Source organism: Rossellomorea sp. KS-H15a (genome assembly GCF_024195245.1).
GTDB classification, from domain to species: Bacteria; Bacillota; Bacilli; order Bacillales; family Bacillaceae_B; genus Rossellomorea; species Rossellomorea vietnamensis.
Window position 1 is genome coordinate 353,366 of sequence record NZ_CP096886.1, and the last position, 14,006, is coordinate 367,371.

At 45.4% G+C, this 14,006-nt stretch carries 16 protein-coding genes; 3 read left to right on the top strand and 13 right to left on the bottom strand.

Annotation, left to right across the window (positions count from 1 at the left end):
- Position 1: 1 nt before the first annotated feature.
- From M1J35_RS01620 to M1J35_RS01655, 8 genes are all read right to left on the bottom strand, one after another.
- On the bottom strand, positions 2 to 844 hold the full coding sequence (locus tag M1J35_RS01620; RefSeq protein ID WP_254652614.1) for a flagellar hook-basal body protein: 843 nt from the start codon (positions 842 to 844) through the stop codon (positions 2 to 4).
- Positions 845 to 900: 56 nt separating this feature from the next.
- Entirely contained in the window at positions 901 to 1,743 is an 843-nt protein-coding gene (locus M1J35_RS01625; RefSeq protein ID WP_254652615.1) for a flagellar hook-basal body protein, read from the bottom strand.
- Between the two features lie 47 nt (positions 1,744 to 1,790).
- A complete protein-coding gene (locus M1J35_RS01630; protein ID WP_206857105.1) occupies positions 1,791 to 2,801 on the bottom strand; it encodes a rod shape-determining protein in 1,011 nt (336 codons plus the stop codon).
- 540 nt (positions 2,802 to 3,341) lie between these two features.
- Positions 3,342 to 3,602, bottom strand: a complete 261-nt coding sequence (spoIIID, locus tag M1J35_RS01635) for a sporulation transcriptional regulator SpoIIID (RefSeq protein WP_034765200.1) — start codon at positions 3,600 to 3,602, stop codon at positions 3,342 to 3,344.
- Between the two features lie 511 nt (positions 3,603 to 4,113).
- The gene (locus M1J35_RS01640; protein ID WP_254652616.1) at positions 4,114 to 5,781 is read right to left on the bottom strand and encodes a sodium:solute symporter family protein; all 1,668 of its coding nucleotides are present in this window, start codon (positions 5,779 to 5,781) and stop codon (positions 4,114 to 4,116) included.
- Between the two features lie 33 nt (positions 5,782 to 5,814).
- Positions 5,815 to 6,117 carry a DUF4212 domain-containing protein gene (locus tag M1J35_RS01645; RefSeq protein ID WP_254652617.1) on the bottom strand — a complete coding sequence of 101 codons (303 nt, stop codon included), beginning with the start codon at positions 6,115 to 6,117 and terminating at the stop codon, positions 5,815 to 5,817.
- Positions 6,118 to 6,141: 24 nt separating this feature from the next.
- On the bottom strand, positions 6,142 to 6,324 hold the full coding sequence (locus M1J35_RS01650; protein ID WP_034765190.1) for a hypothetical protein: 183 nt from the start codon (positions 6,322 to 6,324) through the stop codon (positions 6,142 to 6,144).
- A gap of 291 nt (positions 6,325 to 6,615) precedes the next feature.
- Entirely contained in the window at positions 6,616 to 7,473 is an 858-nt protein-coding gene (locus tag M1J35_RS01655; RefSeq protein ID WP_254652618.1) for a stage II sporulation protein SpoIIQ, read from the bottom strand.
- 258 nt (positions 7,474 to 7,731) lie between these two features.
- Here M1J35_RS01655 and M1J35_RS01660 point away from each other — a divergent pair, with 258 nt between their 5' ends.
- Positions 7,732 to 8,169, top strand: coding sequence for a VanZ family protein (locus M1J35_RS01660; RefSeq protein ID WP_254652619.1), 438 nt, complete (start codon positions 7,732 to 7,734; stop codon positions 8,167 to 8,169).
- A gap of 35 nt (positions 8,170 to 8,204) precedes the next feature.
- Here M1J35_RS01660 and spoIID read toward each other — a convergent pair whose 3' ends face one another.
- The 5 genes from spoIID to M1J35_RS01685 form a co-directional block, all read right to left on the bottom strand.
- The gene (gene spoIID, locus M1J35_RS01665) at positions 8,205 to 9,218 is read right to left on the bottom strand and encodes a stage II sporulation protein D (protein ID WP_254652620.1); all 1,014 of its coding nucleotides are present in this window, start codon (positions 9,216 to 9,218) and stop codon (positions 8,205 to 8,207) included.
- A gap of 206 nt (positions 9,219 to 9,424) precedes the next feature.
- Positions 9,425 to 10,732, bottom strand: a complete 1,308-nt coding sequence (gene murA / locus M1J35_RS01670) for a UDP-N-acetylglucosamine 1-carboxyvinyltransferase (protein WP_254652621.1) — start codon at positions 10,730 to 10,732, stop codon at positions 9,425 to 9,427.
- A gap of 32 nt (positions 10,733 to 10,764) precedes the next feature.
- The gene (locus M1J35_RS01675) at positions 10,765 to 11,514 is read right to left on the bottom strand and encodes a YwmB family TATA-box binding protein (protein WP_254652622.1); all 750 of its coding nucleotides are present in this window, start codon (positions 11,512 to 11,514) and stop codon (positions 10,765 to 10,767) included.
- A 221-nt stretch (positions 11,515 to 11,735) separates the two neighbouring features.
- Complete coding sequence (locus M1J35_RS01680) at positions 11,736 to 11,972, bottom strand: DUF1146 family protein (RefSeq protein ID WP_254652623.1); 237 nt, start codon at positions 11,970 to 11,972, stop codon at positions 11,736 to 11,738.
- A 393-nt stretch (positions 11,973 to 12,365) separates the two neighbouring features.
- Positions 12,366 to 12,614, bottom strand: a complete 249-nt coding sequence (locus M1J35_RS01685) for a hypothetical protein (protein ID WP_254652624.1) — start codon at positions 12,612 to 12,614, stop codon at positions 12,366 to 12,368.
- A 240-nt stretch (positions 12,615 to 12,854) separates the two neighbouring features.
- On the opposite strand from M1J35_RS01685, the gene M1J35_RS01690 reads away from it, so the two are divergent.
- Positions 12,855 to 13,313, top strand: coding sequence for a hypothetical protein (locus tag M1J35_RS01690; protein ID WP_224522551.1), 459 nt, complete (start codon positions 12,855 to 12,857; stop codon positions 13,311 to 13,313).
- Between the two features lie 27 nt (positions 13,314 to 13,340).
- A complete protein-coding gene (locus M1J35_RS01695; protein WP_224522550.1) occupies positions 13,341 to 13,955 on the top strand; it encodes a hypothetical protein in 615 nt (204 codons plus the stop codon).
- Positions 13,956 to 14,006: the final 51 nt, after the last annotated feature.

Sequence of the window (14,006 nt, forward strand, 5' to 3'; positions counted from 1 at the left end):
TTTAGCGTATCCCATTTACAAGGCCCATCATTTGATCTGCAAGGGAGATCGATCGCGCCTGGAATTGATATGATCGTTGGACACTCAGCATGTCCGTCATTTCTTTGCTGATATCCACGTTCGATCCTTCTAACGAACTCTGAACCATGGAAATATCCCTTCGTGCTCCACCCGTGACGTTGGTCACCACTTCATCTTCTGTGACGCCCAGTTGATCCAGGTTATCTGCAAAACCTAACAGGTTCCCGCCATATTGCTGAAGAAATTGAGATTTTTCAACGGTCACTACGCCTAGGTTAAAGCGTTCTTCCCCGCCATTTGAATCCCTGACGGTCAGTACGCCATTGTCACCCAATTCAAAAGCAGCCGCATCCTCAGAAAACGTAATATAGTTATCATTCTCATCCAATACAGGAAGCCCGCTTCCGTTCACAAGCATCATTTCCCCGTTCCCGGTAGGACTCGCAGAGAATGCTCCGTCCCTCGTGTAGCGCACGGCACTCGAGTCCTCATCAGCCTCCAGCACCTTGAAGAACTGACGATCACTGGTCAAAGCAAAGTCCAGAGAGCGGCCTGTCGCTTTCAACGACCCCTGATTCAAGATCAGCTGCGCCTGTGAAAGCTTGGCACCGTTTCCTTCCCGGACTCCAAGAGGGGTAAGCCTGCCTGCTTCAAACTTGTCTACGCTCTGATTTTTCACCTGCTGCACAAGCATCTCGGAGAACGTTGCATCCCGGCGCTTGTACCCGTTTGTATCTGCGTTCGAAAGATTGTGACCAATCATATCCATTTGTTTCTGCAATTGGCCTAATGTGTTGGTTGCTGTAATCATCGTCCGATTCATGACACGTTCTCCCCTATTATAAGGTATTCAGTGACGAAATTCATTTACAATACTTGCTATCCGTTGACCCGACCGATTTCGTTGGCTGCCTTTTCCATGCTCCGGTCATACGCCTGAAGCACTTTCTGATTGGCTTCGAATGCCCGGTACGCCGACATCATGTCAGTCATCGTACGGGAGGCATCCACATTGGATCGCTCGAGAAATCCCTGCTTGGTGGCAAAGGAAACATTGGGCTCATCATAGGCATTACCTAAAGCGACGTTGCCTTCTGTTGCCAACAGCCCATCTCCCTGCTTGACCAGCAGGTTCGGGTTATCCGAATATCCCACACCCAGCGTAGCGACGGCGTTCCCATCTACGACAATCTGGCCGTTTTCACCGACCGTGAACTGATCGCTTTCCAGTTGAATCCGGTCACCATTTTCATCCAGCATATAAAAACCGCTGTTCGTCGTAAGGAAGCCGTTTCCATTCACCGTCAGATTTCCGTTCCGCGTATAGCGTGGTGATCCATCGGGTCCTTCCACCGTCAGGAACACCGATCCACGGATCCCTGTTTCTTCATCGACAGGCATGGAACCATCCAAAAGCGCCACATCCAAGCCGTGGCCCGTTTCCTGAAGGTCACCCTGTACAAAGGAAGGAATCGTTTCCTGCATATACACACCTGTATTGAGTGCTCCCACTCTTTGATTAAAAGGAAGCAACAGCTTTTTTTCAGTCGGGATCGATGTGGAATCCATCCTGTCCATCAGCATCTCGGGAAATGCCCTCATCGAAGCCTGATCCGCTTTATAGCCCGGTGTATTGGCATTCGACATATTGTTTGTCAGCATCTCGGTCTTCCGCTGCTGAGAAAGCATGCCGGATGCTACTGTATAAAATCCTCGAAACATTTACTTTCACCTCTTAACCGTTATATCGGATCAATGGTGCAGTGGCTTTACACGATTCTTCTTCTTGAAATCTTATCGATGTTCTCAAGCATCAATCCCGTTCCGATGGCTACACAATCCATCGGGTTCTCCGCAATCAATACCGGTACCTTCAATTCTTCCGCAAGAAGCGTGTCCATTCCGTGAAGAAGGGCTCCCCCACCTGTTAAAATAACTCCGCGGTCAATGATATCCGCTGACAATTCCGGCGGAGTCTTCTCAAGGACATTTTTCGCAGCCTGTACGATGACCGCCACTGACTCACGAAGCGCCCCTTCGATTTCCTTGGATGTCACGGTGATGGTACGTGGAAGACCCGATACCATATCGCGTCCACGGATGCTCATTTCCCTGCGATCTTCGTCAAGTGTTTCAGAGAATACTGTCCCAATATTCACCTTGATATCTTCAGCCGTACGCTCCCCGATCAGAAGCTTGTACTCTTTTTTAATATAATTCAGAATTTCGTGGTCAAATTTATCCCCGGCCATCTTGATCGACTGACTCGTTACGATGTCACCCATGGAAAGAACCGCTACATCCGTCGTTCCCCCACCGATATCCACGACCATGTTTCCAGTCGGATTGAAGATATCCATGCCGGCACCGATCGCCGCCACTTTAGGCTCTTCTTCCAGATAAATCTTCTTCCCGCCGCTCTTTTCCGCCGCTTCCCTGATCGCCTTCTGCTCAACGCTCGTGATGTTCGTAGGGCAGCAGATCAAGATGCGAGGTTTCGATAGGAATCCTTTTACATTCAATTTATTAATAAAGTGCTTCAGCATTGCTTCCGTCACATCAAAGTCTGCGATGACTCCGTCTTTCAGAGGGCGTGTTGCCACAATATTTCCAGGAGTACGTCCGACCATGCGGCGCGCTTCCTCCCCGACAGCCAACACCTTACCTGTATTCTTATCCAGTGCCACGACCGATGGCTCATTCAAGACAATCCCTTTTCCTTTAACATGAATCAATACATTAGCCGTACCAAGGTCAATCCCAATATCTTTCGCGAACATCTTGTGTTTCTCCCTTCTACTTTTACAATTTCATGAACTACATTCATCTATGGTTTCACTAGTATGTTATTACGTTTTAACGTTAAGGCAGAACTTTCACCTAATTAATTATTTTACCATAAATATGTCGAAGTGAGATGGTATTTGTCAAAAAAATGTATTGATATTGTTATTATCTTGGAAAAAGGTGGGTGTTTTGGAGGGGTATGTTACAGGAGTGTTAAGGAGTGATGGTTGGTGGGGGGTTTTTGGGTGTTCAGCTGCTGAATATGAACGGAATTTCAGCTGCTGATTTTCCCATGTTTTTTGACAGGTGAATTTCACCGTGAAATCAGCAGCTGAACTTCAAGCGATATTCACCTGCTAAACTCTCCTCATTATTCTCCTGCTAAAAAAACGGGAATATTCAACAGTCTAATTCCGTACACATTTTAACAGCTAAACTTCATCCAATATTCAGCAGGCAAAGTCATACATCCTCCCCAAAACGCAAAAACACACCAAGCACAACCCATCATTCTGGGGCTTGGCGTATTTTGGTTAGCTGTGGAGCTCTTCTTTTTTGTACTTTTGCTTGGTTGCCTCTCCACCTCGTAGATGCCGGATTGATTTATGGTAATCAAGTATGGTTTTGACTTCATTTGCGAGATCCGGATTGATTTCTGGCAGTCGTTCTGTTAAATCTTTATGGACAGTACTTTTGGACACGCCAAACTCCTTCGCAATTACACGAACAGTTTTTTTCGTCTCCACGATATACTTACCAATCTTGATTGTTCTCTCTTTGATGTAATCGTGCACACCACTCGACCTCCCTAAATTGGATGTGAGAAGTGTGAAATGAGACTCGCTTTCGGATCAATGAAATAGTACAGACCCCTTGCACATGGGCAAGCGGCAGAAAGCCTTATTTAGGACGGCAGCTTCCTGATGTTACAACATATAAACAACTTATGCAGCTAATGACCAATGGTATAATGACGATTCCTCACCTCAAACACTCTCTGTTTTGATAGGTTTGTTTCATTTTATTAGCTTGTGCCCACATATATGCACAAAAAACACAATAAGGACAAGGTTTCGATTGAATTTTCTGAAAAATAAGTGTGAGGGACGGACCTCTACATGGATAAATGGACCCAAACGCCTGACATGACGAATGATCCGATGCCATTCGACATCATCTGTATCGTTTCCCCCTCCCCTCACTATTTCCTGAGAAATGAGTCGATGAATATGTGAAAATGTCTGATTTTCTCTGTAAACAAGAAAATGCCATACCGGGATTTCCCCACGGTACGGCTTCCTCCCATCATCCTTTAAAATCCACCTCATCATCCACCCAGACTTCCCCGTCTCTAAAGGTCATCTGCTCCGGATATCGGAGATCCATTACTTCTTCCTGGATCTTCTGTGAAGGAGCTTTCGTCATGAGGGACACGACGATATTGGCAATGGCCGCTGATGCTGCCCCGAATACACCCGCTCCTGTATCAATGATTCCGAACAGTGTCACGCCTGATCGCGCCAGGAAGATGTAGGTGAGGGTCACGGCGAGCCCCACAAGCATCCCTGCGATCACCCCTTGGGCATTGGAGCGCTTCCACCAGACTCCGAGTAAGAGGGCCGGGAAGAACGTCCCTGACGCCAGGGCGAAGGCCCAGGCGACGATTTGCGTGATGACCCCTGGAGGATTCAATGCCACCACTCCGGCGAGGACAGTGGCCACCACGATCGACCAGCGTGCAACCGCCAGACGATTCCTCTCTGTCGCATTCGGCTTGAATACGCGGTAGTAAATATCATGTGCAAAAGAAGACGAAATAGCGATCATCAATCCGCCTGCCGTCGATAACGCCGCTGCCATAGCACCTGCCGCCACAAGCCCGATGACGAATACGCCAAGGTTCGCGATCTCTGGTGTCGCCATGACGACGATATCATTCGAAATGATGATTTCCTTCCATTGAAGGATCCCGTCCCCATTCGCATCGGCCACCTGCAGTTTCCCCGTATCGACCCATGAGGCTGTCCAGGCAGGGAGATCGCTGATTTTACTTCCCGCTACTTTTGTCATCAAAATAAAACGGGAGAATGCCGCGTATGCTGGGGCTGATAGATAAAGAAGGCCAATGAAAAGAAGTGCCCACGCACCTGACCAGCGCGCCGCCTTCATCGTGGACACCGTATAGAACCGGACGATGACATGGGGAAGTCCCGCTGTACCGGCCATCAGCGTGAACATGAGGGCCAAGAACTGCCACTTCGTCCCGTTTGTAAAAGGAGCGAAGTATTCCGACACACCGAGCTCACGGTCAAGTTCCCCGATCTTCCCGACAAGCTCCCCGTACGATATCCACGGGGCAGGGTTCCCCGTGATTTGCAGGGACATGAAGATGACCGGGATCAAATACGCTATGATCAAGACGATATACTGAGCCACCTGGGTCCACGTGATCCCTTTCATCCCGCCGAACGCAGCGTAAAAGGCAATGAGGACGACCCCGATCATCGTACCGACCTTGGCATCAATTTCGAATAGACGCCCGATGACCACACCGGACCCCGACAGCTGACCGATGGAATATGTAAAGCTGATGATGATCGTACAGATCGCGGCGATGACCCGGGCCGTGTGACTGTTGTACCGGTCCCCGATGAATTCCGGCACCGTATACCGTCCATACTTCCTGAGCTGTGGTGCAAGCAGGAAGGTCAATAATAAATATCCTCCTGTCCACCCCATGATATAGGCAAGACCGTCATAACCGAGGATCATGACAGTACCAGCCAGTCCAATAAATGATGCCGCACTCATCCAGTCGGCCCCGATCGCCATCCCGTTAAAGATCGGCGGCACCCCGCGACCCGCTACATAGAAGTCCGATGTCGCCTTCGCTTTGTTATAAACCGCTATTCCGATATATAAGGCAAACGTCAACAGTATAATAGACGTCGATACAATAAACTGAGTATCCATTCATTCTTTCCCCCTGTTTCTTCTCTTTTTTGTTTAATGATCCAGCGTTTTCCCGTAGCTAATCTGCTCATTCCGGCTTTCATCCAGCCCATATTTCTTATCGATCCCGTCACACACCCTCGCATTCACGTAAAGTAACACAATGAAAATGATGATCGATCCTTGTGCGCCCATGAAATAATGGAACGGAAATCCGTTGATGGTGAAGGTGGAGAAGCTTTCGGCAAACAGCACGACACCAAAGGAGGAAAGGAGCCAGATCACTAAGTACAGTGCCATGTATCGATTTTTTTCTTTAAAATACTGATCGGCTTTCGCTCTATCAATCTTCTTCATGTAGGTATCCCCTTTTCAAGCTCATTATTTTAAACTGAATATAAATTTCACTGTTTCAAAAAATGGCACCGGAACAATGGCGATCTGCACAATAAAATAGATAAATAAAGACAGAAATGGTATGGTCAGAAAGAATGCCCGCTTTTTCCTCAGGGCAAGGATGATGCATCCTCCTGTGATGAGTAAAAATAGCATGAAGTAGATCAACGTTTCACCTCCTGTTTTATAAAGACTTAATTTTCTGAAATTTTATTCATGCCATCATTATCTTTACTGGAAAAAGCCTGGTCAATAAAGAAAAAACGACAATCGTGCGACATAGTTTCACCATTCATTTTTCTAAAATAAGGATATTTTAAAAGATATGGATATTGAACTGTAAAATGACCATGGAAACGCTTTTCCAGTAAACCTTCCTCCCTGTCGAATTTCCAAGGAAATTTTTTTGGACAAGCAAAAAGACTGACCGGTATTCCGGTCAGTCTTCATTTATGTGTGTTACTCTTCGTCTTTTACGTCAGCGTTGTCTTTGCTTTCTTGTTTCGGCTTGGCCTGGTCCTGCTTTTCTTCAGTGGACTTGTTTTCTTCAGCTGCGTCTTTTTCTTCCGTAGCTTTGTCCTCAGTAGCTTTGTTTTCGCTAGCTTGGTCTTCTACGGCATTTTCTTCTGCAGCTGCTGCATCCGGCTGTTCACCTGAAACTTTTTTGTCTTCAATCTGTGCTTCTTGAAGAGTGGCAAGAGACTTATTGAAGTATTCCATTGGATTCACGGCTACATCCGCTTTCCGGATTTCAAAGTGTACGTGAACGCCTGCTTCTTCATTAAATAAGCTCTTTCCTGCTTTCGCAATGGCTTGTCCTTGTTCGACTACATCTCCAACCGCGACTTCAAAATCTTTCACTGATTGATAGCGAGTCACGATGCCTTTGCTGTGCTCGACTTCAATCGTATTACCAAGTAAGGAATCTTCCTGAACCTTTGTGACTGTACCGCTCATGGCAGCCAGAACATCGAATTCTTTCCCATCTTTCGAGATGTCGACCCCTTGGTTCGGATAGTACATGTTTCCATACACGACTAGGGCAGCTTCCTGTTCTTCAGCTGAAGCTTCAGTGTCGTAGAATTGTTTTTCGATCACTGTGTCTTCAGGGCTTGAAACAGGCATTACAAAGTTTTCCAATGAACGATTGACTTCTTCTGCAGGCTGGTTGAACTCATTGTCAGTAGGAACTCCATCATAGCTGTAATCCTTGGCTTTCTCGTTTACATCATTTCCTGCCTGGTACCACAGAATCCCCGTGATAATGATTGCTGCACTTGCTAAATAGATTGCTGGGTATGCCCAACGTCTTTTCAAAAAGTTTTGAGAAGGTTGTTTCTTTTCTTCCTCTCTCATTTTCATCACCTCAGCAATCATTCTGAACAGAATTCAGAAAATATATACACATTGGCAAAAAAATTTTAATTTCTTATGTTTCGACAAAGTGTGGAGGATTATGTATGGTTGTTGAATTTTTCTCAAAAAAATGTGGCAAACTTCGAAACTATGGAGTGATGATAACGAAATCCCGGTCCCCCATGGTACAATACTAGAAACTGAAAGGACGGGACCTATATGAAGAAGTTACTTAAATATGTGCTGACGGCCGCGCCTTTTCTTTATATGATCCTGATCTGGGTCATGTCGAGCAATCCCGATGATGCCGTGCTGCGGTTTCCTGATGATGGGTTGGACCGTTTCATCAAGGAATCCCTGCATTTGGTGGAGTTCGGGATTTTATATGCATTATTCGTCGTCGCCCTGCTTGCACACGGAAGGCTTCGGTTCACATTGAACTTCACGGTTGCACTGATAGCCATCTTTTATGGGTTTGTGGATGAGATCCATCAGTCCTTCGTTCCGTACCGGTCTTCCACGATGATTGATGCCGCCAAGGATTTGATCGGGGTCACGGTTCTGTTCTGGATCGTGAACCGGACGTATTTTCGAAATCCGGATCACAAGTTGACGAAGGCGATGAAGAGGTTTGAAGCTTATGTAAAAAAGGATTGAGTCCGGTCGCCACGACCTATACTCAATCCTTTTTCTTATCTTTGTGCCGTCACCTTTTGCAGGAGTTTGCTGGATTCTGTTATTTTGACGTCTTTATAGTAATGGGTCACAATATCTTTATAATTCTTGCCTTCCTTCGCCATCCCGTTTGCCCCGTACTGACTCATCCCGACTCCGTGGCCGAATCCTTTTGTGGCAATGACGATGTGGTCGTCCTTCAAGTACCAGGTGAAGTCCGACGATCTGAGGCCCAATTTATCCCTGATTTCCCGCCCGGTGAATTCCTTCCCGTTGATTTCCACCTTCGCCACCCTCTTGCCTTCGGTCCTTGATGTGATCGTTCCAACAGACCCGTCTTTAGGCAAGGTGACACCGAGCTTCTGTTTGAATTCATTGATCGGGATGATCTTTTGATCTTCAAATTTAGGGGATGCTTTATCCCACGGACTTTCTACACTCCGTAAATACGGGATGTCGTCTGTCCAGTACGCCTCAGAGTTTTCCGTATAGCCGTTGCTTGTCGAGAAGAAGGCGGCCGTAATCGGCTTATCATCATATGTGAGCACTTTCCCCTTGGTTTCAAGGACCGCTTCTGAAATCTTCTTGATTTTCCAGTCATAGTCAGAGCCCCATAGGGTGGCCAGTTCCTTTTGGTTTTTATACACCTGATGGGCTACCGTATCCGTCACATCGGCTCCCTTCGGCACAGAAGGATCATCTGACATAAGCTGATTCACCATATAGGTCCTTGCCGCAAGGGCCTGTGCCTTCAACGCTTCCTTTTCAAAATCCGCCGGCATTTCACCCGCCACCACGCCTACGACATACTGCTCAAGGGGAAGCTTCTCGATGAGATCCTGACTGGATCGATACACCGCCACCTCGACTGAGTCTGCCAATTCTTCAACGGATGGTTGATTTTTCAGCTTTTCGTCCAGGTTTGCCGTGTCCTTGTCTGATGAAAATGGGAGTACCAGCAGAGTGGGTACAAGAAAGATGATGCTGATAAAGATTGAGAAGATGATCACTACGGGTTTCAACTGCTTCATGTTCGCGGCCTCCAATGAAAGATTAAATAGGAGAATGTCCTAGCACACTTCTCCACTCTCTTTCATATGTATGGTAGTGGACAAGCAATTATGATTGTGAATTGGGAGAGTTTGAGGATAGGAAATGATAGCGTGCAGGGGGATGGGGTTTTTGAAAATAAAAAAGGCAAGCCCTCCAAAAAGAGCTCACCTTTCCCACTATCTATTTACGCATCCTTGATCATGTCTTGCTGCTCAGAAACAGGTGTTTCTTCGACTTCCTTCACACGCTCGATATCAGCTCCAAGGGCTGCAAGCTTCTGATGGAAGTTCACATATCCACGATCCAAATGCTTTAGTTCTGTTACGCGAGTATAACCGTCTGCCACTAGACCAGCGATGGAAAGTGCTGCTGCTGCACGAAGATCTGTTGCAGCCACTTCTGCCCCTTGAAGAGGTGTTGGTCCGTTCATGATCACAGAGCGGCCCTCGATCTTGATGTCAGCTCCCATACGACGGAATTCTTCTGCATGCATGAAACGATTTTCGAAAACCGTTTCCGTGATGACGCTAGTACCGTCAGCTGCAAGAAGCAAGGCCATCATTTGGGATTGCATATCTGTCGGGAAACCTGGATGAGGCATCGTCTTGATATCGACGGATTTCAGTTTCTCCGGTCCAATGACACGAAGACCTTCTTCTTCGTCGATGATCGTAACGCCCATCTCTTCCATCTTCGCCACTAGTGAAGATAAGTGTTCAGGAATCGCGCCTTTTACAAGGACATCACCTTGAGTGATCGCAGCAGCCACCATGAAGGTTCCCGCTTCGATACGGTCAGGTATGATGCTGTGCTCGACACCGTATAGACGGTCTACACCTTCGATACGGATTGTTCCGGTTCCTGCACCAACAACACTTCCACCCATTTTGTTCAGGAAGTTCGCTAAGTCGACAATTTCAGGCTCTTTTGCTACGTTCTCTAAGATAGTCGTTCCTTCTGCAAGAACCGCTGCCATCATGATGTTTTCTGTTGCCCCAACGCTTGGGAAATCCAGATACACCTTGGCACCTTTCAGTCTTCCATCTACTTCCGCTTCGATGAAACCATTCCCTACCTTCACTTTGGCTCCCATTGCTTCAAAGCCTTTTAAGTGTTGGTCAATCGGTCTTGATCCAATTGCACAGCCACCAGGGAGAGCGACACGCGCTTTACCCGTACGGCCTAAGAGTGATCCCATTACAAGAACAGATGCACGCATTTTACGCACATATTCAAATGGTGCTTCAATAAACAACTCTCTTGATGCATTCACGATGACTTCACCATTGTTGAACTCTACATCTGTATTTAAATGACGTAATACTTCATTGATCGTATATACATCGGAGAGTGGTGGTACATTTTTAATTACACTTTTTCCTTCACTTGCTAATAATGTAGCAGCGATGACTGGTAAAACGGCATTCTTTGCTCCTTCAACTTGCACTGTACCGCTTAAACGCTGACCGCCGCGGACGATAATTTTTTCCAAGAGTATTCCCCTCCGCGTCCAATTTCTCTATATTAATATTCAATAATTAGGATGGGTGTGCCAATCACAAAGGTTGTCTTAGCGCCCATTCCGCTTTTCCGTAGACCTAGTTGTATATTCATATCATCATTTTTTGTTGGTATAGTCCGTGACATTTGTTCCGAGTAAGCTGAAATGGAATAAAAGTCTTTTTCTTTAAGTGATTCCAGTTCTTTTGCGTCTAATTTCGACATTAGTTCGACAGCCTGATTCGACAAAACTTTCTCAAGCTTATCATTGAATTCGCCTTTTATACAAGAGAAAATCATAGGTTTAGAAGTAAAAATGATTTCCATATTTGGGATAAATTCAGACTTGATATACTGCTTCGTCTTTTCTCCCAACGCTTTCTGATTTCCGCGCATTTCATACATAATGTACGATACCGAATGCCCGTTTGTGGGGGTATGCTGGAGTTTAATGGTTTCTTCCCCGTGAGACGTCTGACGTTGTCCCACAACCACTACTCCTTCAGCCGACTTTTCTGTATCCCAGTCATAATCAGAAAATGTTTCCTGCATAGTAGTACTATATTTGGCAAACCCTTTATTCGTGAAGCTTTTTTTGTTTTCTCTTGCATATAGAGACCATTCAGTTATCTGACCTTGAGAATGAACAATGGCTTGATCAAGCTTTTCAATGTCTAATAAATGTTTGGCTTCGATAGTGTTGTTCCCATTAATGACAGGAAGAAAACCTAATCCAACCAAAAAGATTAAAATAATGTAAAAATACCGACTCATTTTTCATTCCTCCCCTTACCTAAAGTCTGTCCGAATAGGGGGAGAACATACTTGAAAATTGTCGTCATCTTTTTACAATTATTGAGGCTTTCAAGCGAGTCTTGTGAAAAGGGTTTCACTTTGAAACTTTTTCACAAAGGGACGAACACAAAATTAATCTTACTCAAAACAGTGTCCCTTGAAAACATGCAGGAAGACCTATTTTTTGTCAGAACCTCTACTTATTCAAAGAAAACCGGCAAGCTCTGAGACCATAGGTAATAATCCAGTAAAAAACGGCTGACGGCTGACCCTATTGCGACCGTTAGTAGGACATACAATAGTCTCCCTTGTGCGACTCGATTCTTCTTCAGGAGCTTGTCCAGCTGAATGGCTTGCAAAGCCCAAAACGTGATCGCGAATACAAATAAATGCACAAGCATGCTGACAAGTGCCTGTTGACCAAAGCTTTCCACCACTCTTCTCACTCCCGCTTCTCAAATTTGACGCACATAGACCATTTTACCACATAATTCTGTAATAACACATCCATATTAATAAAATTTAAGTTGAGTTGGCTATGAAAATTTGTTGAAATTTAGCTGTTCAGAATTGGTGGGAAATCGCTGGGGAATTTGGAGTTGTATTCTTTGCGTGAGATAGCCTTTTGTCGAGGTCCGTCCCTCAAAATGACGTTATTTTGATCCATTCCCGGAACGTCAACGTGATGAATACTGTGTTTCAATATTATTCATTCCTATTAAGATGAGGTCCGTCCCTCAAAAAATCACCCCTTACAGAGGATTGTAAGGGGTGGTTTTCTTTTTGGGGTTTGTTTGGGGAGGTGTTGGATGGTGTTTTATGGTTGGTGGTTATTTGCCTTTGTTTTTGTTTTTATCTTTGTTTTTATTTTTGCCTCTTTGTCCTTTTTGCATGCATTCGTAGTAGTAGCCCTGGCAGCGGCAGTTTTGTTGTTTGCCTTTGTCTTTGCCCTGGTCCTTTTGTTTGTCCTTGCCGCCTTTTGCGTCTTGCGATCCCATTTCTCCCATCATCCATTGGTATTCTCCGTATAGTCTGCATTGTTTCTGACTTTTTCCTTGCCCTTTTTTCGAACTCATCATTTCATCCTCCTTTTGTTCTTGCTTTAGTTTACGTTCATGGGTGGTCAGGCGTATGGGTTGTCCCCCCTGTTTTTGAGCCCTTTTTTATCATGAATAAGGGTCGATAGAAGCCTTGTCTGTGATAAAGAACCCTTTTTCCCGACGACCAGTCCTACAAAAAGGGCTTCTGTAATAGTACGTTGTCACGGCCTGTCACATATACATAAAGTGAAAACGTTTAGATAACTGGAGGGAACAGGTATGAATAAAGAATTATTGTCTTCATTGGTCGGAAAGGTTGTCAAGGTTAATCGTGGCGGCCCTGAGTCGCGTACTGGAAAGGTGTTGTATGGAGGGGACGATCACTTTGCCCTGCTGTCGGAAAAAGATGGTGTGGTTTACTTCAACTCTTCTCATGTGAAGAGCATCTCTCAAAACATCAAGTCTGGGTTATCAGTTAAGGAAGAACTGTCAGAAGAAGGATTGGAGTTTATGAAAGAGGACACATTGGGTGATTTACTCACAAGCTTGAAATACCAATGGGTCAAGATCAACCGCGGGGGTCCTGAAAAGCTCGAGGGAATCCTTGATCATTCAAGTGATGAATTCGTCACGCTTGTATTAAATGAAGAGGTTGTCCGCCTGGCTACGTACCATATCAAGAGCATCAGCTACGGCGTGAAACCGGAAAAAGAAGAGAAAACGGAAGAAGAGAAGTAATTCTCTAGAGGGTAAGGAGGAGTATAAATGAGTAATTTCAATGAATCATTAAAAGAATTAACAGGTCATCAAATTAACATTTTGCTGAACGACGGGACGAAGCTTTCCGGTCAGCTTGCTGAGGTCAGTACTGAGATTGTGACCGTCTATTCAAGTGAGAACGAAACGTCTTATTATCCGATTTCACAAATCCAGTCGGTGACGAAGAACTCTAAATATGTAAAAGCATTGCCGGTTTCCGGTGATCATCTAAAAGGCGAAAAGATTTCTGACGTATTGTCTCAGAGCCTGCTTAACTGGGTGACGATCAACGGTACAGGAAAAGCTTCCTATTCCGGTATACTTTCAGCAGTGGAAGACGATCACCTCGTATTGACCCAAGGGAAGGACAGAGTTTACCTGAAGCATTCTTCTGTACTGAACGTATATGATGCTTCCAAGAAGACGACTTCCTCCGATTCAGACAATGAATCTTCCAATTCGTCCGACAACGCCAGCTCAGACTCGTCGAGCAATAAAGATTCATCTGCTCAAGCTACGTCACAGAGCCAATCTTCTAAGAAGTCTTCAAGTAAAAAATCGAGAAAACGTCAGCCTGCTTTTTATTACGATGAAATTGAAGGAGCCAATTCATCCAAGTAATCGTGCTCTATTAAAAAAAGCTGAAACTCGGGATAAATGTTGGGCAAACTC

Bases quoted from the DNA above. Each gene is read 5' to 3' on its own strand.
- M1J35_RS01685 (WP_254652624.1), bottom strand. From the start codon at position 12,614: ATGATGAGTTCGAAAAAAGGGCAAGGAAAAAGTCAGAAACAATGCAGA.
- M1J35_RS01660 (WP_254652619.1), top strand. From the start codon at position 7,732: ATGAAGAAGTTACTTAAATATGTGCTGACGGCCGCGCCTTTTCTTTAT.
- M1J35_RS01640 (WP_254652616.1), bottom strand. From the start codon at position 5,781: ATGGATACTCAGTTTATTGTATCGACGTCTATTATACTGTTGACGTTT.
- M1J35_RS01625 (WP_254652615.1), bottom strand. From the start codon at position 1,743: ATGTTTCGAGGATTTTATACAGTAGCATCCGGCATGCTTTCTCAGCAG.
- M1J35_RS01690 (WP_224522551.1), top strand. From the start codon at position 12,855: ATGAATAAAGAATTATTGTCTTCATTGGTCGGAAAGGTTGTCAAGGTT.
- spoIID (WP_254652620.1), bottom strand. From the start codon at position 9,218: ATGAAGCAGTTGAAACCCGTAGTGATCATCTTCTCAATCTTTATCAGC.
- M1J35_RS01620 (WP_254652614.1), bottom strand. From the start codon at position 844: ATGAATCGGACGATGATTACAGCAACCAACACATTAGGCCAATTGCAG.
- M1J35_RS01695 (WP_224522550.1), top strand. From the start codon at position 13,341: ATGAGTAATTTCAATGAATCATTAAAAGAATTAACAGGTCATCAAATT.
- M1J35_RS01675 (WP_254652622.1), bottom strand. From the start codon at position 11,514: ATGAGTCGGTATTTTTACATTATTTTAATCTTTTTGGTTGGATTAGGT.
- M1J35_RS01630 (WP_206857105.1), bottom strand. From the start codon at position 2,801: ATGTTCGCGAAAGATATTGGGATTGACCTTGGTACGGCTAATGTATTG.
- M1J35_RS01645 (WP_254652617.1), bottom strand. From the start codon at position 6,117: ATGAAGAAGATTGATAGAGCGAAAGCCGATCAGTATTTTAAAGAAAAA.